The 25,523-nt window shown below is 43.5% G+C and carries 19 protein-coding genes; 16 read left to right on the plus strand and 3 right to left on the minus strand.

Annotation, left to right across the window (positions count from 1 at the left end; translation table 11 throughout):
• Positions 1 to 772 precede the first annotated feature (772 nt).
• Together Q502_RS13610 and Q502_RS13615 are read left to right on the plus strand one after the other, a co-directional pair.
• The gene (locus tag Q502_RS13610) at positions 773 to 1,009 is read left to right on the plus strand and encodes a DUF1659 domain-containing protein (protein ID WP_099830178.1); all 237 of its coding nucleotides are present in this window, start codon (positions 773 to 775) and stop codon (positions 1,007 to 1,009) included.
• A 201-nt stretch (positions 1,010 to 1,210) separates the two neighbouring features.
• A complete protein-coding gene (locus Q502_RS13615; RefSeq protein WP_099831059.1) occupies positions 1,211 to 1,420 on the plus strand; it encodes a DUF2922 family protein in 210 nt (69 codons plus the stop codon).
• A 58-nt stretch (positions 1,421 to 1,478) separates the two neighbouring features.
• Here Q502_RS13615 and Q502_RS13620 read toward each other — a convergent pair whose 3' ends face one another.
• Positions 1,479 to 1,844, minus strand: coding sequence for a four helix bundle protein (locus tag Q502_RS13620; protein ID WP_099831058.1), 366 nt, complete (start codon positions 1,842 to 1,844; stop codon positions 1,479 to 1,481).
• Between the two features lie 359 nt (positions 1,845 to 2,203).
• On the opposite strand from Q502_RS13620, the gene Q502_RS13630 reads away from it, so the two are divergent.
• From Q502_RS13630 to Q502_RS13650, 5 genes are all read left to right on the plus strand, one after another.
• Positions 2,204 to 2,446 (plus strand): hypothetical protein, encoded by a 243-nt coding sequence (locus Q502_RS13630; RefSeq protein WP_099831056.1) that lies wholly within the window; start codon positions 2,204 to 2,206, stop codon positions 2,444 to 2,446.
• Between the two features lie 284 nt (positions 2,447 to 2,730).
• Positions 2,731 to 3,648: a DUF3800 domain-containing protein gene (locus Q502_RS13635; protein ID WP_099831055.1), complete on the plus strand. Its 918-nt coding sequence runs from the start codon at positions 2,731 to 2,733 to the stop codon at positions 3,646 to 3,648.
• A 551-nt stretch (positions 3,649 to 4,199) separates the two neighbouring features.
• Complete coding sequence (locus Q502_RS13640; RefSeq protein WP_114794187.1) at positions 4,200 to 7,322, plus strand: DNA methyltransferase; 3,123 nt, start codon at positions 4,200 to 4,202, stop codon at positions 7,320 to 7,322.
• Entirely contained in the window at positions 7,323 to 9,083 is a 1,761-nt protein-coding gene (locus Q502_RS13645; protein ID WP_099831054.1) for a DUF262 domain-containing protein, read from the plus strand. It abuts the gene before it with no gap.
• Between the two features lie 2 nt (positions 9,084 to 9,085).
• Complete coding sequence (locus tag Q502_RS13650; protein WP_207759774.1) at positions 9,086 to 12,241, plus strand: DEAD/DEAH box helicase family protein; 3,156 nt, start codon at positions 9,086 to 9,088, stop codon at positions 12,239 to 12,241.
• A gap of 1,275 nt (positions 12,242 to 13,516) precedes the next feature.
• Here Q502_RS13650 and Q502_RS13655 read toward each other — a convergent pair.
• Positions 13,517 to 13,900 carry a hypothetical protein gene (locus Q502_RS13655; protein WP_099831052.1) on the minus strand — a complete coding sequence of 128 codons (384 nt, stop codon included), beginning with the start codon at positions 13,898 to 13,900 and terminating at the stop codon, positions 13,517 to 13,519.
• Positions 13,901 to 14,009: 109 nt separating this feature from the next.
• Positions 14,010 to 14,483, minus strand: a complete 474-nt coding sequence (locus tag Q502_RS13660) for a hypothetical protein (protein WP_099831051.1) — start codon at positions 14,481 to 14,483, stop codon at positions 14,010 to 14,012.
• A gap of 372 nt (positions 14,484 to 14,855) precedes the next feature.
• On the opposite strand from Q502_RS13660, the gene Q502_RS13665 reads away from it, so the two are divergent.
• The 9 genes from Q502_RS13665 to Q502_RS13705 all read left to right on the plus strand — a co-directional run bounded on the left by Q502_RS13665 (position 14,856) and on the right by Q502_RS13705 (position 24,519).
• Positions 14,856 to 15,086, plus strand: coding sequence for a hypothetical protein (locus tag Q502_RS13665; RefSeq protein ID WP_099831050.1), 231 nt, complete (start codon positions 14,856 to 14,858; stop codon positions 15,084 to 15,086).
• A gap of 721 nt (positions 15,087 to 15,807) precedes the next feature.
• Positions 15,808 to 16,878 carry a LacI family DNA-binding transcriptional regulator gene (locus Q502_RS13670; RefSeq protein WP_099831049.1) on the plus strand — a complete coding sequence of 357 codons (1,071 nt, stop codon included), beginning with the start codon at positions 15,808 to 15,810 and terminating at the stop codon, positions 16,876 to 16,878.
• Between the two features lie 78 nt (positions 16,879 to 16,956).
• Complete coding sequence (locus tag Q502_RS13675) at positions 16,957 to 17,739, plus strand: transporter substrate-binding domain-containing protein (protein ID WP_099831048.1); 783 nt, start codon at positions 16,957 to 16,959, stop codon at positions 17,737 to 17,739.
• Between the two features lie 147 nt (positions 17,740 to 17,886).
• Positions 17,887 to 18,507 carry an amino acid ABC transporter permease gene (locus tag Q502_RS13680; protein ID WP_258394248.1) on the plus strand — a complete coding sequence of 207 codons (621 nt, stop codon included), beginning with the start codon at positions 17,887 to 17,889 and terminating at the stop codon, positions 18,505 to 18,507.
• Between the two features lie 23 nt (positions 18,508 to 18,530).
• Complete coding sequence (locus Q502_RS13685; RefSeq protein ID WP_099831046.1) at positions 18,531 to 19,205, plus strand: amino acid ABC transporter permease; 675 nt, start codon at positions 18,531 to 18,533, stop codon at positions 19,203 to 19,205.
• 11 nt (positions 19,206 to 19,216) lie between these two features.
• Positions 19,217 to 19,936 carry an amino acid ABC transporter ATP-binding protein gene (locus Q502_RS13690; protein ID WP_099831045.1) on the plus strand — a complete coding sequence of 240 codons (720 nt, stop codon included), beginning with the start codon at positions 19,217 to 19,219 and terminating at the stop codon, positions 19,934 to 19,936.
• A 37-nt stretch (positions 19,937 to 19,973) separates the two neighbouring features.
• Entirely contained in the window at positions 19,974 to 20,861 is an 888-nt protein-coding gene (locus Q502_RS13695; protein ID WP_099831044.1) for an isoaspartyl peptidase/L-asparaginase family protein, read from the plus strand.
• 28 nt (positions 20,862 to 20,889) lie between these two features.
• On the plus strand, positions 20,890 to 22,284 hold the full coding sequence (locus Q502_RS13700; protein ID WP_099831043.1) for an aminopeptidase P family N-terminal domain-containing protein: 1,395 nt from the start codon (positions 20,890 to 20,892) through the stop codon (positions 22,282 to 22,284).
• Between the two features lie 702 nt (positions 22,285 to 22,986).
• Entirely contained in the window at positions 22,987 to 24,519 is a 1,533-nt protein-coding gene (locus Q502_RS13705) for a Fic family protein (protein ID WP_180977989.1), read from the plus strand.
• Positions 24,520 to 25,523 lie beyond the last annotated feature (1,004 nt).

A 25,523-nucleotide genomic window follows, 5' to 3' on the forward strand; every position in this document is an offset into this window, starting at 1 on the left:
CAGAACTCTATTTTCTGAATGCGACGGCTTAGAAGCCTTCGATATACTTCAAATCATCTCTTCATATTCATGTTGATATTACCGGACTGTCTTTAGCTTTGAACCGCAGTAGTATGCTTGAAACTCGCACGGATTTGTTTCCTGTGCAGTCAGGAATTCCAATGTCATTCTACGGGGACAAACCTGAAGTTGAGTTCTTCAAGAAAGAAACCCTTAAACAAAGAGAACAAAAGATAAAAGCAGTTTTTTCAAAACTATCCATATTTTGAAGAACCTCCATAAGCTCCGTAAGTCAATCAAAACAGGTTGTATATATTCTATCTCATTCTCACAAACGCTGTCAATAACTTTTAATGAGCTTTTCAGTATTGATAGACCGGAGCGATTTTCAAATACAGCTTATTATTCATGATTATTGCTGATTAGATCTGATTATTTTCTTTGCTCGATTTCTTTGATTCTATTTCTTGTTCTTTCATCGTCTTTCTTTTTTCTTTTCGTGTCGAACCGCTCTTAGAATTAACGGCCGTCACTCGCGAGAAACCAGCCTTTGCTTCCACATTCCGATTATACATTCCCGTAATTCCAGAGCCAAAGTCAGGTGTTTTTCACCTGAGCTTGGAGATTTTTGACCCGGTGATATATATTCATCTCACGTGGCCACGAATAAAAAAACGGAGGTTGCGGGAACGTGGTAGCGGGTGGGTAAGATCTTTCAAACCCCTAACCCCCTTACCTCTGACCCCGGCCTCTAGAACAAGGAGGAATTTTCATGGGACTTGGCACAACTGTAATGGTAGTAGGTACTGAGAAGTCACTCTCGATCACCTGGGATACCGGTGTCATCGAGGACGACAAACCAGTCCTCTCGAGACAGACTCTCAAGGTCGATTCGGCAATGACTGCGCAGGAGGCTTATGACGCAGCATATAACATCGCGAGCCTCACCGATTACATCATCGCCGATATCAAGCTAGTTGAAACCCAGACCCTCGGACCGATCGATTAAGAGACGTATTGATGTAAGAGGGTAGAGGCTGGAGGTTAGAAATTCAATAGCTTCTTACCTCTGACCGGTGAAACAATGTAACCGTAGGCCGTAGTCCGTTCGCCGATTAGGATCGAAAATGCAATGCCACTGCACTTTACAGCTCTTTCGGAGGACGGATGACGGTCAACGGAGAACCGTTATTCGAAAGGAGGAACTCAAATGAGAAACCTGAGCGTTAGGTGGTACGATTCAACCGCTAAGAAGTCCAAGGGCTTCTACATAAAGGAGCCCAAGGAGAGTCTGACTCAGTCTGAAGTCGAGACAGTGATGGGAAACCTCATAACTCTGAAGGCAATCCCTTCAAGCTATGCGGTAGACTACGCGGCAGTGATCGACACCCAGAAGAATGAGTTGTTTAATCTGATCTGACCACATTAGTTGTTCGTTCCAGAGCGAGGATCTGTTCTTCGTTCTTGGATGCCCGGGCTTACAGCCCGGGTTTCTTCAAAGAACTGATCAGTTTGTTGATCATCATGTTGATCTTTGTGCCGACGGCTTCGATTGATTCAAGACAGCTGTCGTTAATGTAGCCGAGCCTATTGGCTATGGCAAGTTGAGTAAGCGATTCAAGAAGAGAACCTCTCGCGAGGTAGAGGAATTGAATGAACTCCTTTCTATGCTGCCTTCCAGAACCTTCGGCGATATTGGAAGGAATGGATACAGCAGATCTTTGGAGCTGAGAACCGAGACCGTATTTCTCATACTCAGGAAAGTCTCTGGTTAATCTGTAGATCTCCATCACGTAATCCATGCTGAGCTGCCATACATGCAAATCTTTGTAACTTGTAGACACATCATTCACCTCCGAGAGAATTCTAAAAGAATCGGCGTCTTTGATCAACTCCGCTCTGACCAAGAACATGGACGCGTAGCGTCGGAACGAGGAACCTAGGCGCGAAGCGCAGACTATGATCTTTGCTTTAACCAAGAACCTGGACGCGAAGCGTCGGAACGAGGAACCTAGGCGCGAAGCGCAGAGTATGATCTTTGCCCTTAACCAAGAACATGGACGCGTAGCGTCGGAACGAAGAACGTGGGCGCGAAGCGCAGACTATGATCTTTGCTTTAACCAAGAACATGGACGCGAAGCGTCGGAACGAGGAACCTAGGCGCGAAGCGCCAGAACAAATAATCTACAAGGAGGTAATCCATATGAACTGGATAAGAGAGTTAATATCCCTAATCACAATTTTCGCAAGCTATGTAGAATCTCCCGGCAACGGGGCTGAGAAGAAAGAGAAAGTGAAGCAGATGATAAAGGATGCGCTTCCAGATGAAGAGTGGAAGATCGATCCAGAATTCTTCGACTTCATCCTGGATGTCTTGATAGACCTTGTCGTCATGTTCCTGAACAAGGGCCTTTGGAAGACTGCGATGAAGGTGCTGGTGAGGTGATCACAAAGCTTCTACTTCACTTTTTTGGCAATCTCAAACTGAGAAGGAATTCGTCCCAATTGCTAGTTTCAAGGAGCTTGTTGATGCTAACAATTTCTCATGAGCTATATGCTGCCGTATTTACGTTTGCTGGGGTTTCAGATTTGCTGAATTTTGAGCTATAAAGTAAATAGGTTTGTAGGAGCTCCGGCCGTCACAGGTGAGCCGTTCGGTGAATCCAGTGGCACCAGGCAACTCGGCTTGGGTATGGATCCGGAGCCTTTTTTTCCATGGAGGAAAACTGAATGGCACTTGTTCTTCTCTCCGACGAATCCGGAGACAACGGATTGTCATTCTCGAAAGGATCATCTCACTTCAAAGTTGTTTGCAGCATTCTTCTAGATGATAACAAGCTGGATTTGATTTTGAACCGTGTAGCTAACATCTACAAGACTAGCTTTCTATGTGATATCAAGAAATGGTCTCTCCTACATAAGAAAGCAAGAAAACCAAATAATCTGTACTCCTTTCTTGATTCATATGAGCAGCTTTCAGTTGATGAGCTTTGCTTACCAAGTGTGTTGGTAATCGACAAACATCTATACTCCAATCCAGATTCCGTAAACCGTGCAACTGTTGAAGCTTATGAAGTTATTTACAAACGACTGCTCCCATTCATAAGGAGTACATCATATTTGACACATTATAAAGTGCCTCGAGACTTGATATGGTATATAGACGTAGCAAGTAATCGAGATTTCATTAACAATCTGAGAACCAGAGTGCTGAACTATGCAAATGCGAAACAGTGCAACATCGCGGGACCAAATTTCATAATAAAACCAAAATACTTGAAGATTGGATATGAAAAGAAGTTGTCCACTCTCATTTCATTTGTTGATGTTTTGGCAGGAATATCGGCTAAATACATGGAAACATTCTACTTATATTGTCTTCCCAAAGATCCGCTTTGCTCAAATTCGAACTATCCATGCGGGAAAAAAGCCCACTACGGCACGAACCCTGGATTTGACTGCTCTTCTGAACCCAACTGTAAGAACAGTCTGATTGAATGTTGGAAATTGATAAGAAGACTGACCTGTGGTTTTGAAGTGGAAATTTGTGGAAATCCTTATTGGAAGTGGCAGGCATTGTTCTACCTACCAGGACATAGCAGATTCCGGCTGAGCAATGTTTTTGGAGATGACGGATTCTTTCAATAACATCTTTGGAGTTTTTTGCCATGTTTCTGTATCCCAAGTATGGTGCTTGTAGCTAATCTGGTAATTCTTTAGAAATCAATTGTAGCAGCAAATGTGCTTGAAGCAAAAAGCGATGGAGAATGGAAAATTGTTGTCTGATCCTTCTACATAAGTGGTAATAGAACAAATAGGAACGCATCTGTGCTCAGAGAAGAAATTCGTAACACCCACCTCATATTTGCTATCATTGTGTTAGTTATTCAACAGAGGTACATGGATTCCCAAGATTACGAGAAGCGGCAATTTCAATTAAACCTAGATCCAATAATGTCAGTAATTGGACGTGACAAGTCCTTAGGATTAGCCAAAATGAGACTTCGATCGACTTCACAGTTTAGTTAAAGTTTTTTCGATCGAAGTCCACACAATTACATTTATGTTGCTTATAAAACTACGACTGTAAAATTGTACTGATGATATACTCAGTTATTATAGTTATATATACTAAAACCTGCTGAAAACGGGTGAATAACTCCCAGCTACATGAGAATTACCAAGAAAGGGGATATAACATGAATCCACAAGAGAAATTCATTCAGCTTTTGCGCGAACTCTTCCAGTTCGAAAGTGCTGACCTTGAGTTTGGAATCTACCGCATAATGAATCATAAACGCCAGATAATTGAGCAGTGGATCACTGAAGATTTGTCCAAAGCCATTTCAGAAGAATTGAATAGTGGTTCTCTATTTGCGCAACGAAAGGCGCATGAAGAACTAGCTGCCGCCAAAGAAGACGTCCTTAGAACGTTAGGTGAGGATGCCATTAATGCTGAAGGCATTTTGGAAAATCAGTATCATGCTACACCAGTAGGCAGAAAGTATCTTGAAGCGTTTGCAAACGCTACTAATACTAATAGTTCACAAGTTTTAGAGACCACAATATATAATCATCTTTACACATTCTTCAGTCGTTATTGGCAGGATGGGGACTTCATTTCGAAGCGCCGATACTCGAGAAAGGAACGCTACGCCATCCCCTACAATGGTGAGGAGGTCACTCTCTACTGGGCGAACCAGGACCAATACTACGTTAAGACTGGAGAATACTTCACAGATTACAGTTGGAGGGCTCACAACGGTGTAACTATAGATTTCAAGATTCAAGAAGCAGATGTAGAACAGAACAATGTTAAGGGAGAAAAGCGCTTCTTCCTTCCAGTGCCTGACGATACCTTTTGGAACGAGGAAACCTACACTTTAATTATTCCCTTTGAGTATCGACCTTTGAAAAAAGACGAGGTCAGTACATATGGTAATAAGAATCAGCAGAACAAGATTAATGAAGCAACTATTCAGATGATCCCTATACGTTTTGAAAATAATCTCGAAGCTTTGGAGGCTTTGAAGGGCGAGAAATACAGGGATGCGAGTGGAAATTCCATTTCGAACCTAGAACATCACATTAGACAGTACACAGCTCGCAACTCTCGAGACTACTTCATCCACAAGGACCTTCGAGGTTTCCTTCTACGCGAGCTGGATTTCTATCTGAAGAACGAGGTCCTCAATCTCGATGAGTTAGAAGTTGCCGGTGAAGATCTGTCCGAGGGATGGTTTCAAATGATGCGCCTGATTAAACGTATAGGAAGTAAAATTGTGGATTTTCTTGCTCAGATAGAAGACGTTCAGAAAATGCTCTGGGAAAAGCGAAAATTCGTTACAGAGACCCAATACTGCATCTTGGTCGGTGCCATCGGCGAGGACCACTATTATAACATCGCTAAATGCGATGCCCAATGGGACGAATGGAAGCAGCTCTTCTGCATTGATGAGGAGCAGACCAACATATTCACGATTGACAAGAGCAAGGAAGAGAATAGAGTGGCGCTCATGAAGGCGAATCCGACGCTTGTCCTTGATACAAAGTATTTTTCGGAAGACTTCGTAGACACTATATTAGGGAGTGTTGAGGATCTTACTGATCTTCTCGATGGTGTTTTGGTGCATGGTGATAATTTCGCCGCTATATCTTTGCTTTCCGCGACTTATGCTAAGGCGGTAGACTTTGTATACAGCGATCCCCCTTATAATACGGGAAACAACGATTTTGTTTACAAGGATTCCTATCGGCACTCATCTTGGTTAGCAATGATGAATTCTCGACTCACCGCAGTCAAACCCCTCCTGTCTGATAAGGCTGTTCTCTTTTTCAGCATTGATGACGAAGAGGCTGCCCGTCTTGCGCTGCTTCTTAGCCAGCATTTCAGCGATGACAGCTTTCTCGCGTGGATAGCATATGAACGCTCTGGTAGCTCAGGGTTGGGACAGGGAGGGGCAATTGTCAATACGAAAGAACATATCCTGTCTTATTGTATGGACAAAAGCCATCTGAACGACGTGATGTACGAACGCCCGATCGAGATCGACGTTCTACGCCGATACAACAAGAGGCTTGTGAATCAAGGAGAACGCGAGGTTGTGTCCAGCTTCACTGCCCCCTCAACCGGGGAACAAGTCTCAGTGTACAAGCATGACGGAGACATAATTCATACTATTTCTCTTCGTGATTTTGAAAGGCGGCAAGATGAGATACTCGCTGAGTATTCAGAACACTTTGACTCGGTATTCAGGCTGACAAGTATTCAGAGAGAGAATTCCTTTCAACATGAGATTCTGTCACGATGTGGCGATGGCTTATATTCGGCTGACTATCTAGTGTCTCGTGGAAGGTACGCTGGACAACGGATAACCACTTTCTATTACAACCGGCAGATTTTCGTGTGGCTCCGTGATAGTGCCCGCCTCGAAGACAACAAAATCTTGAAGCTAAATAAAATCACTGATCAATGGCCGCACGCAGAAATTCCCAAGGCAGATCTTGCAAACGAGGGTGGTGTGACTCTATCCAGAGGCAAAAAACCTGAACAACTTTTGTCTAGACTAATTCATTGGGGATCGGACAAATCAAGCATTGTTCTCGATTTTTTTCTCGGTTCAGGTACTACAACTGCTGTAGCTGCTAAGCTTGGACGCAAGTATATTGGTATCGATTGTGAAAGCTATTTCCGAGAAAAACCGCTGAGGCGTATGAAGAGAGTGTTGTATGGTGAGCAAAGTGGTATTTCTAAACAATCTGAGTGGAAAGGTGGCGGTGCCTTCAAATACATTCAATTGGAAAGCTATGAGGACGCTCTTAGCAACATTAATTTTGACATCGAAACGGGTCAGCAAGCCCTAAACCTCTTCAAAGACGAGTATCTTCTCCACTACATGCTCAATTGGGAGACACGCAAGAGTGAAACTCTTCTGAATGTAGAGAAGCTGCAGTCTCCTTTTTCATATAAGCTTCGTATATACCGTGACGGAGAGACTCGCGAACAAACAGTTGACTTGCCAGAAACCTTCAATTATCTGATCGGATTGACTGTACAATCTCGGAGAGCGTATTTTGACGAGGAACGGCGCTATCTAGTTTATCGTGGAGTAACTCGTGAAAACCGAAAAATGGTGGTAATCTGGCGTGAAACGCTAGGATGGGTGAAAGGTAACTATGAGCGAGATGCCACGTTTGTCCAAAATCAGAATATGTTAGAGGATGCTGACGAAATCCTGGTCAACAATGATTCCTATATACATGGGGCACGTTCACTTGATCCCATCTTCAAAGAAGCCATGTTCAAGGGAGTGACGGGTTAGATGCCTGATGTGCTGTTCAAGAAGGTAGATTACACACTTAAGAAACTCATTGAGGACTTGAAAATGGGCGAAATTGGCTTGCCAGATATCCAACGCCCATTTGTTTGGCCACGAACAAAAGTCCGTGATCTCTTCGATTCGATGTATAGGGGTTTTCCTATTGGATACCTATTATTCTGGGAAAATGGTTATTCGGATGTACACCGTACCATTGGAGTAGATCAAAAGCAGAAAGTCGCTCGTTTGCTGATCGTGGATGGACAGCAACGTCTCACTTCATTATATGCAGTCATCACGGCAAGTGTAGTAAAAAACAGGGAATTCCACCCAGAACGGATTCGAATCTCATTTAATCCTATTGAAGAAAGATTTGAAGTACTGAATTCCGCAATCGAAAAAGACGCTGAGTGGATTCCCGATGTGAGTGTGATATGGCAACCAGGTGCGAGCAATCGCAGATTCATCGATGATTTTCTGGATAAATTGAAGACACGATGCCAAATCACTCAAGAAGCAGAGGATGAAATTGCTTCTGCGATTGAGCGCCTTGAACAACTCAAGGATTATCCACTTACCGCGCTTGAGATATCGTATTCAGTAAACGAAGATAGCGTTGCGGAGATCTTTGTCCGAATAAACAGCAAGGGCACACCGCTAAATCAGGCAGATTTCATTCTTACCTTAATGTCTGTCTTTTGGGACGAAGGTCGTAAAGAACTGGAGGATTTCTGTTGGCAAGCAAAAAGACCGCCTGTTAGAAACCAAACTTCTCCGTTCAACCATTATCTCCTCCCAAGTCCAGATCAATTACTTAGGGTCAACGTTGCACTGGGGTTTCGTCGCGCACGCCTGGAACATGTATATTCACTTCTGCGGGGCAAAGACCTGCAGACAAACCAGTTTTCTGAAGAGCAAAGGGAAAAGCAGTTTGATATACTTAGAAAAAACCAGATTCTTGTGCTTAACCTCCAGAATTGGCACGAGTTCTTTAAGGTTCTTAGGAGAGCGGGATATACTAGCTCTCAGTTTATCTCATCGCAAATGGCCATTGTTTATACTTATTCTCTTTGGCTTATTGGGAAACGCGACTTTAAGGTCGATCTGTACAAATTGCGAGAGACAATTGCTAGATGGTTTTTCATGGCTTCCTTAACTGGGCGTTATACAGGTTCCTCTGAAAGTCGTATGGAGCAGGATTTAGCACTCCTGCGTAATACAGATAATGCAGAGGATTTTGTGCGTATTCTAGAGGAACAGATTGATGCAGTTCTCACTCAAGATTACTGGGAATTCACCTTGCCTAACGAACTGGAAACTGCTGCAGCACGTAATACTGGACAATTCGCATACTATGCTTCTCTGTGTTTGCTAGATGCTCCGGTTCTTTACTCGAGAATGAGAGTAGTGGACTTGCTTGATCCTTCGGCAAAAGCGAAAAGATCTGCTCTAGAAAGACACCATCTTTTCCCGCGCAGTTATCTTCAAAGACATCAGATAAAAGAAAATCGTTTGATCAATCAGCCAGCGAACTACGCTCTTGTAGAATGGAGCGACAATGTCGAAATCTCGGACAGTGCGCCCGCTAGTTATGTTCCCAAAATCGAAGACAGATTCTCAGCTGATGAGCTTAGAGATATGTGTCGTCTCCATGCTCTTCCGAATAAATGGTATGAAATGGAGTTCCAAGAGTTCTTAGCAGAGAGACGAAAAAGAATGGCCGAAGTGATTCGGCAAGGCTTTATGAAAATTGAGGAGGTATGATCATGCCAAACGGAGTTCAACAATATGTCAGACTGGAAAATCGTCTAATCCTTTTGGCATGGCTAAATAGTGTACTAGGATATGAAAGCAACGCGGCAATGCTTAAGGATTGCGTAGAGGTTCAGGAAGGTTATTATGCTGACGGTCAAAGCTTTTTGTGTCAACATCTGTTGGCTCGAGGAAGAAGGGTGCTTATTCCAGCAGATGATTTAATCCGCTATGATGAGAACATTCGTTGCCACCTTGAGAAGATGAACCGTCACCGTTCAATACCCATCACACTGCGTTATTTCCAGCATCTCGCAGCCTTATATACTGAAATCTTTTTGGACAGATTCTTCAATCATAAGGATCTATTGATAAAAGACCTTAGTGCTTTTGTTGAAGCGCGTAACGCTCAACCAGCGGAGCCACAACTAGACCCCATAGTAAGAGAAGATCTAACTAAACTTGCATATTGGATGGCAACCGGCAGCGGCAAAACACTGCTTATGCACTTGAACTATTACCAATTCTTGCACTATAATCTAGATCCGCTAGACAATATTTTGCTGATTACACCAAATGAAGAGCTTTCTGATCAACACATTGATGAACTATTACTTTCAGGTATTCCTGCCAGACGCTTTGATTTGAATAACAATGGCTTGTTTGATCATCTAGAAGTAGTGCAAGTGCTTGAGATCACAAAACTTGTTGGTGAAAAGAGGGGGTCAGGGGTCAGTGTACCTGTAGAGGCCTTTGAGGGAAAGAACCTAATATTCGTTGACGAAGGCCATAAAGGTACCGGTGGACAAGCCTGGCGCAGCTACCGTGACGCACTTGCTGAGACTGGATTCACATTTGAATATAGTGCGACTTTTGGACAGGCACTCTCAGCCGTAGGAAATGATAGCCTCACCACAGAATATGGTAAAACTATCGTGTTTGATTATTCTTATCGGTACTTCTACGGTGATGGGTTTGGTAAAGACTTTCGAATACTTAACCTGAGAGATGTTAATCATAATAATCAAACAGATATATTGCTACTTGGCAATTTACTTTCGTTCTATGAGCAGTTGCACTTGTACGAAGATCGATATACGGCGCTTCGACCCTACAACCTGGAAAAACCTCTATGGGTTTTTGTTGGACGCACTGTCAAGAATTCGATTTCAAGAGTTACCAAAGGAGAAAGTGAAGTGTCCAGTGACGTGTTGACAGTGGCGCGGTTCCTGCATCGGATCCTTAGTGATTGCAATTGGGTGACAGCAACCATTGACAATATACTAAACGGAAGAACTCAGTTAATGAATCAGAATGGCTTGGACGTCTTTTCAAATCATTTCTCCTACTTGAGAGAGAAAAATCAAAATGGGGTGGCATTGTATAACGACATTCTCCGAAAAGTTTTCCATTCATCACAAAGTGGAAGTCTACACCTGGCAGATATTCGCGGCAGTCAAGGAGAAATCGGATTGAAAGCATCAAATTCAGACCAGTACTTTGGTGTCATTTACATAGGTGACACATCGGCCTTCAAAAATCTGGTGAAAGAACATGCAAATGGAATAACTCTTGAAGAAGATGTTATTGGCGATTCTCTGTTTGAAGATATTAATCAGCCAAATTCTAAGATCCATGTTCTTGTTGGAGCCAAGAAATTCATGGAAGGCTGGAACTCATGGCGCGTTGCCAACATGGGACTTTTGAATATTGGTAGTATGGAAGGTTCTCAGATCATTCAGCTGTTTGGGCGCGGCGTACGACTTAAAGGTGCTCAGATGAGTTTGAAGCGCAGCACAGTATTGGAAGGTCCTCATCCCAAACATATTAACATACTGGAGACTCTTAACATTTTTTCTGTCAAGGCAAACTACATGGCTCAGTTCCGCGAGTATCTTGAACGCGAGGGAGTAGAAACAGAGCCACTCATTGAACTACCACTTTTCACATGGATTAATGAGCCCGCATTAAAAAAGAGCCTTGTTATTCCTCGTGCGCCAAATGGGCGAAGTTTTGCGTCAGAGGAACGGTTTGATTTGGAAGCAGACGAAAACATCATTGTACGTCTAGATATGTCTATTAGGCTACAGGCAATGGCGGGTGCTGGGTATGGTCTGATCCAAGATAATGTACAAGCCGGTCAGGAATTGAGAATACGCGACGTAAACCTAAATTTGGTGAACTGGGAGAGAGTGTATCTTGATCTGCTGGAATACAAATATAGTAAGGAGTGGCATAACCTGACCATCCAACCAAAAACACCTCGAAAATTAATGGAAACTATCAATTATGAATTAATCACTGATGAAGAGGTGGTTAATCCATCTTCCTTCTCTGGAAGAATTTTGCTGCAGCAAGCTATAACCAGCATACTAAAAAAGTATCTTGATGCGTACTATCATCGTCGCCGTGAGAGATGGGAAACTGAAGTTATGGAATACAGGTTGTTGGATAATAATGACCCCAACATTGCCCTCAATGTTGATCAAGTGAGCGAAAACAAAGCTTGCTATATAGTCAGGACTTCAGATGCACAGCTGATTGCAGCTGTCAGTAATCTGTTGAATAATCGCGATCGTCTCTATAAAGAGGAGGATCAAGATCTTCAACGTATTTACTTTTGCGGCAGCCTCTATCTGCCGATCTTGATTGAACAAATAAACAGAAAACTTCAAACCATTCCCCCTGTTCTCAATTCTAGCGAAACACAATTCCTACGAGACCTTAAGACATTCCGTGATGAAGAAGGCAACAATTTCTTGGCCGGAAAGGAGCTGTTCGTACTTCGAAATCTAAGCCGTGGAAAGGGCGTGGGGTTCTTCGAAAACAGCGGGTTTTATCCCGACTTCATCCTATGGCTATTGGCTAATAGCAAACAACGAATCGTTTTTGTTGAACCGCACGGCATGATGCATGCTAAAGCTTATATTCATGATGAGAAGGCACGGCTTTGGGAAAGGCTTGTCAAATTGGCAAATGAGATTTCTAGTAGAAGTGGGCGGAACGATGTATCGCTTGATAGTTACATCATTTCTGCTACAACATATTCTGACCTATACATGACGTATGATAATGGCACCTGGTGTAAAGAAAAGTTCGCAGAGAAACACATTCTCTTTCCTGAGCGAGATCAGAACTATGATTACATGCACTTCCTCTTCGGAAAGTGAAGTGCGATTTGAGTTCATGAATTCAGTATTGTAGCCTATAGGATCGGGGTGCAGGCTGTGCCTAATATTGTGAGTAGTTGGTTTCTTAAGCCTTCAGCATAAATAGAACAAACTGCAATCCTCCAGTCTCTGTTAGCTTTGGTATCGTGTGTGATACTCCATGCAAACTAATTTCTCGCTTCCATTTCAAGGTCGACTGAATTCACAACGATCTCTTACGGCACCTACAGATCTCTTCCATATCCTGAAGTACTTCGCACCTATGTTGAATTTCTTGACAAACTCCATGTATTCCGGCCAGATGGGGGCTCTGTAGAACTCGCTGCGGCCTATGCCTCCGTTTATGACATATTCGGGAAGAGGGTTGTCCTTGTAGAATAAACGGGTCAGACTCCATTTTTCACTGCTGCGAACACTACAAGGAGATCGTTGAGAAATCGAAAGCAGAAACAGGCTAGGAGGCAACGGCTTGGAATTCAAAAAATCTGCGAAAAAGGTGACTCCCTTTATTGTAGCTAAGTGGGACTTGAATGTTGCCTTTTGGAGCGGAGAACGCTGGAAAGAATCTGAAGAGTCTTGAGCACAGAAGAAATCACGCTATGACTTGCAGTCCCTGGAAGCTATTGTCGCCATCGTGACCGGGGCGACTACGATCCCCTTGGAGCCTATAGTCAACATCTCGAGCGCGCTATGTATAGTCTCTCAGAAAAGTCCCTGTAGTTATCCTGGATCCTCAAGTAGCCGTAATGCGTGTGAGGCTGGAGAATTGAGAGAAGAGAAGCGCTGAAATTAATAGAAGGAGATTGCGAGAGGATTGTTCTTGTGGAGACGCCTCGAAGGCGAGACGCGATAAATATCGGGTGGGGCTTTTTTTGCTACTGCTCTACTAGAATAACGATGGGAAACGCCCTGCCAGTTAGTTCACACGAGACGTTTTCCTTTCTTGTGCTCTAGATTACTTCTTAGGTTTATTATGAAGGCAATGCTCCCGATCTCTCCAAGCATCCTACCAGGCAGGCGGAATCACCAGCGCCTTGAAGAAAACAAGGACGCACTTTGACTCTTCCCATTTTTGCCCGGTCTTTGCCTACAATGTAACAAGTGTTATATTAATGTCGAGACTGTTTCTTGCTGCGTAATAGCTGTAATTAGCGAGAATGATGGTTTCATCTTTGAAAGCCCCCCGCAAAAGCAGGATCTCTTCTCACTACTTCTGAGTGTTTCCGAGAAAAAGGGCTGGACTAAGCAATGGACTTCTCTATAATCCTCTTTCTGTTAACTCGACGCTCCCAACAGCAGAGTAATAACTGCAATTACCGAACTTATGACGGAAGCAATTACATAACCTCTCCAAGTATTGCAGGCTATTCGGTTAGAATATGCAAATGAATATGCTTCCTCATAGGCGGCGATTGCTTCAAGATCATTTGTAAGACTGTTGATATAAGCAACCCTTTTTGCAGGAAGAGATGTCGAACCAGTATTCGTAACCAGTGCAGACAGAGATCCAAAAATCACAGCCCCAAAGAAGCCGGTATTATCTGCATCTCTTAATCCGTGATAGTGTCCCAAAGACATTGCATCATACATAGTAAAACCCGCTACCATACTTCCAGCTAGAAGAGTTACCAAAAGCATTACCGAAAGAACTTTTCTCATTTTGAACCTCCTTTTGCCCTAAAGCTTCCCAACTGTTCTGTGTCATGCTTTGGAGGGTTACGTGATGAGGCAGGATCTTGAGGATGAGACGATCGGAAACAGAGGCATCTCAATTAATGTGAAAATAGACGCTTGCATCAAATCTGCAGTAATCGTCATAACCATCCCAATTAGTATCTACCCATCCATAATCAGTATTGTCAACCACGACACGATAAGTTTCTCCAGGCGACATTGCACTAGAATAGAACGTGTAATTGCCTGAATAGACCGTGAAGTGGTCGACAACACTAACTGAATTGAAATTGACGAAGTTATTGAACTGAATTTGAGTCATTATCCATACTTCAAAACCATAGCTGGGTGCTGTAGAGCAATTGACAGTGATCTTTACATTATCGCAGTTGTAACTTGGGTAAAGCGAATAAGAATAAGTGTAGTAATGCTCCGAAAGTATATAATGCTGCCAATGATCCTTCAGAACCCATTGCCCTTGGTTCACAGGAGTAGTTACTATGCATCCTGATAGTAGGATACTCATAACGATCAGTAGCCCAAGAAGTCCCTTAATCCCTTTACGCAAGACTAACACCCCCTAATTTCGTTGAAATCCCGAATCTTCCGTAAGCAATTGTTATATGTATTTCAAATTAAATCATAGCACCGTTACTTCAAATTCCTATTGTCGTCAATATAGTGTCGTTGGATAAAGACTTTATGGAGGTGGGTTTCTAGAATAGATTAGGTACCTGTTTTTGCCATTTTGAATTCAGTGTAACAAAGGCTATCATATTGTTGATAACAAAAAGGGAGTGACGCAAATGAAAAAAGAGACTTCTTGATTTTGTTTTTCTTGGCAACAGTAGTAATAGTATTATCTCTTTCCTCTTGTGTTGGTCAGATGTATCCAAATATGTTAGGCAAGTGGGAGGTCTTTATGTATCAAGAGGAATAGGTGGGAGTGTTGCTGGACTTCTATATAACCACTCAATCCGGCGGGAGTTTCGCTGGGGAAGTTGTTGTAAATAACGGTATCTTTGGATCGTTGTCTGGAATAGTCCAACCAGATGGGAATGTTCTGATTACAGTTGCAGTAGAAAACAGTCCTGACCATAGTATGTCCTTCTATGGAGCGCTTTCGAATAATAACAGGATGGGTGGGAATCTTACCATTTTTGAACGATAAATAGGGTCAGACTCCATTTTTCACTGCTGCGAACACTACAAATAACATAAATAGGGTCAGAATTAGAAAATGGGACTAGATTTTCCAAGTTTTCTCGAATCGAAGCTATAGACAATGCTCTTTCTCGACCACACTTATTGAAAACATTGAAAAAACAGGATTTTGAATCAGGTTCAGATGACAGGATGACGCGGGTTCAGGACTGCAGCTCAGTTTCATTCAACCCGTATCATTTTCACCGATGGTTGTTTGCTAAGGCTCTGAATTTGCTTGCAGAAATAGATATGTCATTTCTAGTTTGACAGCGCGGGCCTGCAGACTTTTGAGCCATCACTTACGTAATTCCAAAATCCCCTCATGCAAGTGAAGGTCAAATAAGGCAAAAAACACGAATAATTGTCAATAGTTATTCCTTATCACGGGAGCCCAAAGAAGACGTTGTTTCTTAAGCTTTGGTAATTGAGTTTGTAACTGCTATCATTTGAAGGACGGTTTGAAGACTTCTCCTAGTTGTTACTCCGACTCTCAACAATAATAATTGCATTTACGAATGCATGTGTGTTTTGAAGAGTATTTAAACCGGTTAAAATCAATGGTTAAGTGTTTTGCTATTAGTGAAACTGGGGGTTACTCTCTAAAAGAATCCCAAACCATATCAAGAGCCAATCCTGTTAATCGAGAAATTTAAACCGGTTTAAAACATCTCTGAAAGGAGCATTCCTTGAAAGAGAAAGAAAAGAGAGTGATAAAAACTAGACTGGAAGATTTAGCAAGGGAAGCAAATGTTTCAAAAGCAACAGTCTCTTTGGCGCTTAGCGGCAATCCGAAGGTTGCCGCCAAGACTGTAGAACTCATTACCAAACTGGCTGCAGAACACAACTACACTCCGAATTCATTCGCCAGAAGACTCTCAAAAAGAACAAGTGAAACGGTGTCCCTGTTTATGATGGGGAAAGCTACAGAATACTCTGGATGGTTGATTCCTTCCAGCTGGCTATTCTACAATCCGATATTCAAGGGAGTGAGCCTTACTCTTTCTGACAAGAACTATCAGTTCTCTTTTGAGTTCATTGATCTTGATGGCAAGAAGAGGGAGAACAACATTATTAGCCACGCTCAGAGTAGCAGCGCAGACGGACTCTTGATTTTGATAATTGATGAATCAGACTACTCATTTCTCGAAAGCCTCGACGCTTTCTTGCCAATAATCACTATCAACAAGAAGCTGAGTGATACACTTAGTTCTTTTGAAATAGACAACTTCAAGGGCGCATTTGATGTTGTGAATTATCTGGCCTCACTTGGTCACAGAAAAATTGCCCACATTTGCGGGCCCTTTCCTTCATATAATGCGGTAGATAGATTCAATGGTTATGTTGCTTCACTGAGAGAAAACGGGGTTACCTTCCGAGAAGATTACGTTGTCGAGGGTGACTGGAATATTGAATCAGGTAGGGAAGGAATGAAAACTCTTCTAAACCTTCCTGAACCACCAACAGCTGTTTTTTGTGGGAATGATCACATGACAATTGGCGCTATGGAGGTAGTTGAAGAAGCGGGGCTTACTATTCCGAGAGACATCTCTTTGATTGGATATGACGACACAGAAATGTCAAGGGTAGTGAGGCCAAAGCTATCCTCAGTAAGTCAGCCTCTAGAAAAGCTTGGTCGTATGGCCGCGAATGAAATACTAAGGAGAATCACTGCAAAGAGCGTTTCCGACTCGAAAAAGCACGTTGTTCTACCGCCTTTACTAGTGAAAAGAGATTCCTGTTGCGAGCCATCCAGATAGCGAGAATTACTGAAAGGAGGCGATAATCTGCAGACTTGATCGAGTTGCTAACACCAAAAATCCAAGGAGGGGAAAATTGTGAAGAAAGTATTGATTGTATTGTTGATTCTAAGCGTGATTTTCACAGGTACGATGATGGGTGCGGACAAACTTGACAAGATTCTACAAGACGGGAAAATTGTTGTTGGGATAGCACTTGGTGGACCCCCAATAGGCTTCAGGAATGAGAAAAATGAGCCTATGGGCTATGATGTCGATGTTGCCACTCTCATTGCAGAAGCTTTGGGTGTGAAACTAGAAATAGTTGAAGTAACAGGTGCCACAAGAATACCTATGCTGATGTCTGACAAAATTGACCTTGTAATTGCCAACATGACTGCAAATCTCGAGAGGGCAAAGTCAGTAGATTTCTCCATGCCTTATCTTAGAACCGGCATAAAAATCCTTGTTAGAACCGGTAGCGATATCGAGAGCATAGAGGATTTCAATGGGAGAAAGGTCGCAATTGGCAGAGGAACGACAGGTGAAGCGCTTGTAAAAAAGATGGCCCCGGACACTGAATTTGTCTACATTGAAGAGTTTACTAACGCGATTCTTCTGCTAAGGCAGAACAAAGTTGAGGCAGCAATCGAAGATGGAACATTAGTTGACTACATGGCCGGTCAGTATGATGAATTCACCGCATTGCCTAAACTGTACACTTCTGATCCTATAGGTATTGGTGTACAGAAAGGCAATCCCGATCTGTTAAGGTGGGTAGACATGTTTGTCTCGCAGTTGATTAGCACCGGTCAGCAAGCAGAGCTATACAAAAAGTGGTGGGGTGTTCTCCCAACCGCAGAACTTACGTATATCTGGTAAGTCTTCAGTGAGTTCTCTACGACTCGACTCCCACATTGATTTGTGGGAGTTGAGCCCCTTAGTTAATGTAAGAGAGTTAATTTGATTAGGATTGGAGGGCTACTGTTGACCTTACATTTCAGAGTTATTTTCAATAATCTTGACTTTTTGCTAGAAGGACTCAAGATGACATTTTTTATTTCTGTCTTCTCTCTAATCATCGGTTTCTTTATTGGCCTTGTAGTAGCTTTCATGAGAATCTCGAAGAAGAAACTCTTTTCAAGCATAGCGATAGCATATGTCGAATTCTTCAGAAATACACCGTTTCTTGTTCAGTTGTTCTTTTTCTACTTTGGACTACCTGAGCTGGGAATTACGACGGAACCGGTGACAACTGCTATTATTGCTTTGGGAATCAACAACGCGGCTTATAACAGTGAAATTATCAGAGCAGGTATCATCTCGATAAACAAAGGTCTGATCGAAGGAGCTGAGTCATTGGGATTCACGAAGTTTCAGATTGTACGTCTGATAATCATTCCTAATGCATTGAGAGTGACATTCAAACCGCTTGGAAGCAATTTCATAAACTTGATCCTTACAACTTCGGTTGCTGTGTCAATTACGGCTAACGAACTGATGAGTAATGCAATGACTCTGTCTTCAAATACCTTTAGACCATTTGAAATATACTTGACGATACTGGTTCTATATTGCGTGTTGACGTTCTCTCTCTCCGGACTCATTCATCTTGTAGACAGAAAATTCATTAGCAAGGGAATCTCATAGGGCACAAATCGGAGGGATGAATTGTGGAACAGTATATATTTCCAAAACTAACTAGTTATGACGCTTTGCTTCTCTTGAAGGGGATGGGAATGACAATTACGGTCACCCTTCTGGCAATCGCAATAGGTCTTGTTGTCGGGTTTTTCATTGGATTGCTGAGAAGCCTAAAGATCCCCGTCCTGAGCAAGCTGCTGTTAGTGTACATAGAACCGATTAGGAATTCGCCTCTGGTTGCCCAACTCTTTTTTGCTTACTATGGCATTGCGATGGTGACCGATTTCAGCCCGTCGGCTTTTCAGGCCGCTGTCTGGACTCTTGGAATAAATACGAGTGCATTTGCCGCGGTGATTGTTTATGCATCCATCAGGTCTGTTGAAAAAGGGCAGTGGGAAGCGGCCTACTCTCTGGGGATGAATTACTGGAAAACATTCAGACTTGTAATTGTTCCTCAAGCTATTAGAGTATTCATCCCTTCCTTTGTGGGCCTTTGCGTCAACCAGTTACAGGTTTCCTCTCTTGTCTCTCTTATTGGTTTTGTTGATCTTACAAGAGTCGGATATATGCTTACTCTTCGAACGTACAGACCATTTGTCATATGGTCAATTGTCGCAGTTTTGTATTTTGCTTTGTCTTTTCCAATATCGAAATTCGCCAGGTACGCCGAATCCAGAGTTAAGTCCTACGGAAAGATAGGTTGAGGAGGCATCTCATGATTCAAGTTCGCGGTGTCAGCAAATCGTTTGGTAGCACAATTGTATTGGACGAACTAAGCATTGATTTTGATAAGGGAGTCACCGTTATAATGGGTCAAAGCGGTGCAGGTAAGAGTACTCTTTTACGTTGCATAAATGGTCTTGAGAAGATAGATGGTGGTGAAATCGTTGTTGATGGACTATCCATAAACGAGAAGAAGAATATTAGGGAAATAAGAGAGAAGTGTTCAATGGTTTTTCAGCAGTTCAACTTGTTCCCACATCTTAATGCCCTCGAAAATGTTACGCTCAGTCCCATCCATGTTCTGGGACTTAGTAAGAAAAAAGCACAAGAGAAAGCGATGAAGTTTCTTGAAATGGTAGGACTTAGCGAGAAGATAAAAAGCTACCCTTCGCAACTTTCAGGTGGTCAACAGCAAAGGGTCGCAATTGCGAGGGCTTTGATTATGGAACCAAGCGCTCTTCTTCTTGATGAAATAACTTCTGCCTTGGACCCGGAGATGACATCTGAAGTATTGGAGGTTATTGAGCGAATCGCGCGAGAGGGAACGACCATGCTTGTGGTGACTCATGAAGTGTCTTTTGCAAGAAGAGTCGCTGACAGGATGGTATTTCTTGAGAACGGGAAGGTGTTGGCTGATCAGAAGACTGAGGATTTTTTCGGTTCGAACAATGAAAGAATAATGAGATTTCTCCAAAAAATCGAGTTCAAATGAAGATTGGGTTTTCTTGAACAGGAGGTCACTGTAGAAAATGAAAGTGCTTGTTGTGCATGGAGGATGTGACGAGGGTTTTTTACCTGATGAGGAAAAGAGAGCCCGTCTTTCCGGGCTAAGAGATGCCTTTGAGGAAGGTTTGTCGATTCTCAAGGAAAGGGATTCCGCTCTTGATGCTGTTGAGCACGTGATAAGGAACTTGGAGGACAATCCTCACTTTGATGCAGGAGTTATTGGTTCTTTTAACAACATGATTGGAGAAATTGAAATGGATGCTGCAATCATGGATAGCAATGAGTCCGCAGGTGGAGTGATAAGAATCAGAAATATTGCTCATCCTATTAGTGTAGCAAGAAGAGTTATGGAGGAAATGCCGCATCTTCTGTTGTGTGGTAAAGGCGCAGAGATATTTGCACGTATTTCGGGTTTCCGTGAAATTGGTCCTGAAGAACAGCACGGAAATGTTGATGAAAGAGAAATCACTAAGCTTCCAGAAGAATTCAGGAATTTCATTCAAAAATATACAGAGAAGCTTAAGGAACATAAGCTGTTTTCAACTGTGGGAGCGGTTGCTCTAGATTCAAAAGGATACATCGTTGCAGGCACTTCTACTGGAGGAATTGCAAAGGCATTTCCTGGAAGAGTGGGTGATTCTGCGATTATTGGTGCAGGGACTTTTGCGACCTTCTATGGAGGTTCTTCTGCAACAGGAATTGGTGAAGGGATTATCAGAGTAGGCGTAACCAGAAAAGTTGTAGAAATGGTGGAAAATGGTACACCCATTCAAGAAGCCTGTTCAAAAGTTGTAGATATATGTTCAAGACGGGGATTCCCATGTGGAGTAATTGCTCTCGACAGAGATGGGAACGCAGGAATATCTCATAACGGTCATTTTATGCCAACACTTAGTATCAAAATCGATTGATTAACAGAAACCGAATGGGGGTAGATTAGTGAAGAAAATAAGAATAGTGGAAATAGAGTTACCAGAGGATAAGACCATCGACAATTATGTTGAAATCAATGCGCTTCAGTATCAGGATAGGCTAAATCTTGTGAGAAATGCCATGGAAGAGAGAAAGCTAGATTTTTTAGTGATTTATGGTGACAGAGAGCATTTTGCAAATCTTCACTATGTAACTGGCTACGACCCGCGTTTCGAAGAATCTATTCTAGTAATCCCCAAAAGAGGAACCCCTTATCTGCTTGTTGGGAACGAAGGCCTTGGATATAAAGACGTTGCTAAACTTCCCGTTGAAATAGTGCTCTTCCAAACATTTGGTTTAATGGGACAGCCAAGAGACAAAAGCGATTCACTGGAATCTGTTCTGAAAGATACTGGAATTGAAAAGGGTTCGAAGGTAGGCCTTGTTGGTACAAAATACTTTAGAGAGAAGGAATTTTGCTCTCCACAATATAGTATTGATGTTCCAAGTTTCATAACCGATGTAGTTAGATCTTTAGCAGGCTACGAGAATGTTGTTAACCAGACGGATATATTTATGCACCCGGAAAGGGGTTTAAGAACATTCCTGAATGCAGAAGATATAGCCGCATTCGAGAGTGCATCCTGTATCGTCTACTCAGGGGTCCGTAGACTTTTGCTTGGTCTGAGAGAAGGGATCTCAGAATACGAGGCCGCCGCACTTCTTGCTTATGCAGGGTTCCCGCCATTATCATGCCATATAACAGTTGGCTTCGGGAAGAACGCTCTTCTAGGTTTGAGTTCACCCTCACCCTTTAGAAAACTAGAGTTGGGTGAATATATAAACTTCGGATTCGGAGTTTGGGGAGCAAATATCGCAAGAGCCGGTCTCGCTACGGAAGATGAGAAGCACTTTCCATCTTCTGCATCGAACATTCTCCAAGAACTTTACTTTCCATATTTTGAGATGATGACAAGATGGTATGAATCTCTGGAGATTGGAACAGATGGAAGGTCAGTCTATAATGCCGTAAAGGAGTTTGTGGAAAATCCTGACAATGGAGTAAGTCTAAACCCTGGTCATCTAATACACAATGATGAGTGGTTAAATTCCCCATTCTATGAGGGATCTCAGGATGTTTTGCACTCAGGGATGGCAATTCAATGTGACATCATTTCAGCACCAAAATCACCTCTTTTTGGAGTGCATGTAGAAGATGGTCTTGTGTTGGCAGACGAGCAACTAAGAAACGAGTTAAGAAAGAAATTTCCGAATACTAGCGCTCGTTTTGACTCAAGAAGAGACTTCATGAAGCAAAAACTTGGGATTGAGATATCAGACGAAGTGCTTCCAATGAGCGATATCCAAGCGTGTCTAGCTCCCTTCATGATGTCTCCTGGAAAAGTGCTCGCCTGGATCTAGATCGTATTAAGAACCGAGTAATACTCCAGTTCAGGAAGCATTTCTTAGAGTGTTTTATAAGCCGCTCCGTCATCCAAAGACTATTCCGGGATTTCGGTTTCTATCTTTTTCGAGGATGGGTCCACGGTCTGGCTTCTACTATGTCAACAGATATAAAAGAGGCAGACTGAAAGGATCAAGCAGTAGACCGGCAGGTAGCTACTAAATGGAAAATGGGGACTGAATGGAAAAAAAAAATGGGACAGACTCGATTTTCCAAGTTTTCTCGAATCGAAGCTGTAGACAATGTTCTTTCTCGACGATTGTTCTCACGTCTCGCGCGCGCGTATCGGAGGACGGTGGACCGTTGACGGACAACGTTGTTTTCATGTGAACCATGTTGGTATATTCTCTTTGACTGAGGGTGTCTTCGTGGGCGTAGCAGGAAAAAGGCTCCGTTTTTTCTTTTTGTGTATAAGTAGCCCCTCACAGTTTTTTGCCTTCGATTTCTCGTTTAGTGTGAAAAATGGAGTCTGACCCTGTTCTATTAGCGTAACAATATTTCCTACACAAAGGGCTTTTGTAAGTGATTGTCCTGTTTTCCAATCGTTTTTCCTAGAGTGCAGTAAGTGCGGGGAGGTTGTCGGCGGTAATTATTTTTCTTGACTTGTGCTACAATATAACAGTAATTCTTGGATTATAATCATTTTTTCGGAGGAAGCTATGGCTGAAAACGATCAGGAAAGATCAACCGAAAGACTCGCGGGATATGCGACGCTTATCGAGCGATATGACTTAGATGTTATTCCAAATTGGCACAAGTCCATGGTGACCACGAGTGGAATCCGCCGGATCGACTCGAGCGAAGGCATAGTCGAGGAAGTATATCCTTCAAAGTACTGGCCGGGGGATACACTTGGTGATCATCTTGAATTTGCGCTCAAATATGACGGGACGAATCTCGCCATACTCGACAGCATATTTCAGGAAGTTGCAGAGAGAGATTTGCTCGAATATCTCCGCTCCAGACCGACCGGCAAATACGCCAGGCGGCTGTGGTATCTTTACGAGTTTCTTACCGGGAAAATGCTTCCTCTAGATGACTTGAAGCAGGGTAACTCCATTTATCTTCTTGAGCCGGATGAATATTACACGGTCAGCCCGGCCCGCCAGATTCGTCGACAGCGAATCAAAGACAATCTACTGGGTGACCCACGCTTTTGCCCAACGGTTCGACGAACTGAAACCCTTCGAAACTTTGAAACAGCCGATCTTGCCGGGAGATGCCGCAGGGTAGCGGCTGGCTATTCCCCGGAGTTGCTGAGGAGAGCGCTAGGCTATCTCTACACCAGGGAGACAAAATCCTCTTTTGAGATCGAAAGTATTAAGCCCACATCGACAAGAACCGAGCGATTTGTAGCGTTACTTCAGCTGGCCGAGCAGGAAGACTTCTGCGAAAAACCGCGCTTGATCGAGCTTCAGAATCGCATTGTCGATCAACGGTTTCGCGATTACGATTACCGGACGAGCCAGAACTACGTCGGAGAAACAATCTCCTGGCAAAAGGAAAAAATACATTTCATATGTCCAAAGCCTGAAGATTTGGCTGGCCTGATGGAGGGCCTGATAGCCGCCCATAAGCGAATGGACTCGGGCGATGTGTCCCCCGTAATTCACGCCGCCGTTATCGGTTATGGGTTCGTTTTCTTGCACCCGTTCGAAGACGGCAACGGTCGAATCCACCGTTTCCTGATCCACAACATTCTTGCCCGGCGAGGCTTTACGCCCAAAGGCCTCATGTTTCCCATATCGGCATCCATGCTGAAGAACCCTGCCGACTATGACGCCTCTCTGGAAGCATTCTCACGGCATATTATGGCCCTGGCGGAATACTCGCTCGATGAAGAGGGCCGCATGACCGTGCACAACGATACAGCCAGGTGGTACCGGTATATAGATTTGACGCCCCAGGCGGAGGCACTCTTCAAGTTCATCGATCAGACCATCGAGGTGGAACTCACGCAAGAACTGGCGTTTCTGGCCAACTACGATAAAACAAAGAAAGCCATCCAGGAGATCGTGGATATGCCCGACCGGTTGATAGACCTCTTCATCCGCTTTTGTCTGCAAAACAATGGCAGGCTTTCAGCACAGAAACGAAAGAGCCACTTCGACTTTCTGTCAGACGAGGAAATGGCCCATATGGAACAGGCTGTTCTTGCAGCCTACGGCGACATGACCTCGAATGCTGATTGATGGCGGTCCCGCAAAACTCCTAGCGATCGTCAACACTCATGCCGGTCCGGCGACCTTCGTCACAAAGTATGGACTCGTCACAAAAAAAAGAGCAGTTCTTCGTTCCGACGCTACGCGTCCAGGTTCTTGGTTCTTCGTCTAGGATTCCGTCATTCTCGTGTATTGTCACAAGAGAGAAAGCAGAGAGTATAGAATGAGGGTAGAGGGAGTAGCCAGTCGTCATTCCAAAATGATTCAGAATCCTGCTCCTAAAAAACGCAGTACGCTTAGGAGCAAGGACCCGCTGATCGCTCTAAAACATGGTTCGCCGTTGACCGTTCAAGATCATGGACCCGTCCTTCGTGAAGAACGGTTCTTCGTTCCGACGCTACGCGTCCAGGTTCTTCGTTCTTCGTCTAGGATTCCGTCATTCTCGTGTATTGTCACAAGAGAAAAAGCAGAGAGTATAGAATGAGGGTAGAGGGAGTAGCCAGTCGTCATTCCAAAATGATTCAGAATCCTGCTCCTAAAAATCGCAGTACGCTTAGGAGCAAGGACCCGCTGATCGCTGTGGAGAACCGTCCTTCGTTGCCCGTCCCAGATCATGGACCCGTCCTTCGTGAAGAACGGTTCTTCGTTCCGACGCTTCGCGTCCAGGTTCTTCGTTCTTGGTCTAGGATTCCGTCATTCTCGTGTATTGTCACAAGAGAGAAAGCAGAGAGTATAGAATGGGGGTAGAGGGAGTAGCCAGTCGTCATTCCAAAATGATTCAGAATCCTGCTCCTAAAAATCGCTGTACGCTTAGGAGCAAGGACCCGCTGATCTCTGTGGAGAACCGTCCTTCGTGACTCGTCCCGGATCATGGACCCGTCCTTCGTGAAGAACGGTTCTTCGTTCCGACGCTTCGCGTCCAGGTTCTTCGTTCTTCGTCTAGGATTCCGTCATTCTCGTGTATTGTCACAAGAGAGAAAGCAGAGAGTATAGAATCCTGCATTCCCGAAAATTATAACGAGGGAGATTCCACA

Source organism: Mesotoga sp. Brook.08.YT.4.2.5.2. (assembly GCF_003351125.1).
Classification (GTDB): domain Bacteria; phylum Thermotogota; class Thermotogae; order Petrotogales; family Kosmotogaceae; genus Mesotoga.

Coding starts and splice junctions, on each gene's coding strand:
- Q502_RS13610 (WP_099830178.1), top strand. CDS start 773: ATGGGACTTGGCACAACTGTAATGGTAGTAGGTACTGAGAAGTCACTC.
- Q502_RS13615 (WP_099831059.1), top strand. CDS start 1,211: ATGAGAAACCTGAGCGTTAGGTGGTACGATTCAACCGCTAAGAAGTCC.
- Q502_RS13630 (WP_099831056.1), top strand. CDS start 2,204: ATGAACTGGATAAGAGAGTTAATATCCCTAATCACAATTTTCGCAAGC.
- Q502_RS13635 (WP_099831055.1), top strand. CDS start 2,731: ATGGCACTTGTTCTTCTCTCCGACGAATCCGGAGACAACGGATTGTCA.
- Q502_RS13640 (WP_114794187.1), top strand. CDS start 4,200: ATGAATCCACAAGAGAAATTCATTCAGCTTTTGCGCGAACTCTTCCAG.
- Q502_RS13645 (WP_099831054.1), top strand. CDS start 7,323: ATGCCTGATGTGCTGTTCAAGAAGGTAGATTACACACTTAAGAAACTC.
- Q502_RS13650 (WP_207759774.1), top strand. CDS start 9,086: ATGCCAAACGGAGTTCAACAATATGTCAGACTGGAAAATCGTCTAATC.
- Q502_RS13655 (WP_099831052.1), bottom strand. CDS start 13,900: ATGAGAAAAGTTCTTTCGGTAATGCTTTTGGTAACTCTTCTAGCTGGA.
- Q502_RS13690 (WP_099831045.1), top strand. CDS start 19,217: ATGATTCAAGTTCGCGGTGTCAGCAAATCGTTTGGTAGCACAATTGTA.
- Q502_RS13695 (WP_099831044.1), top strand. CDS start 19,974: ATGAAAGTGCTTGTTGTGCATGGAGGATGTGACGAGGGTTTTTTACCT.
- Q502_RS13705 (WP_180977989.1), top strand. CDS start 22,987: ATGGCTGAAAACGATCAGGAAAGATCAACCGAAAGACTCGCGGGATAT.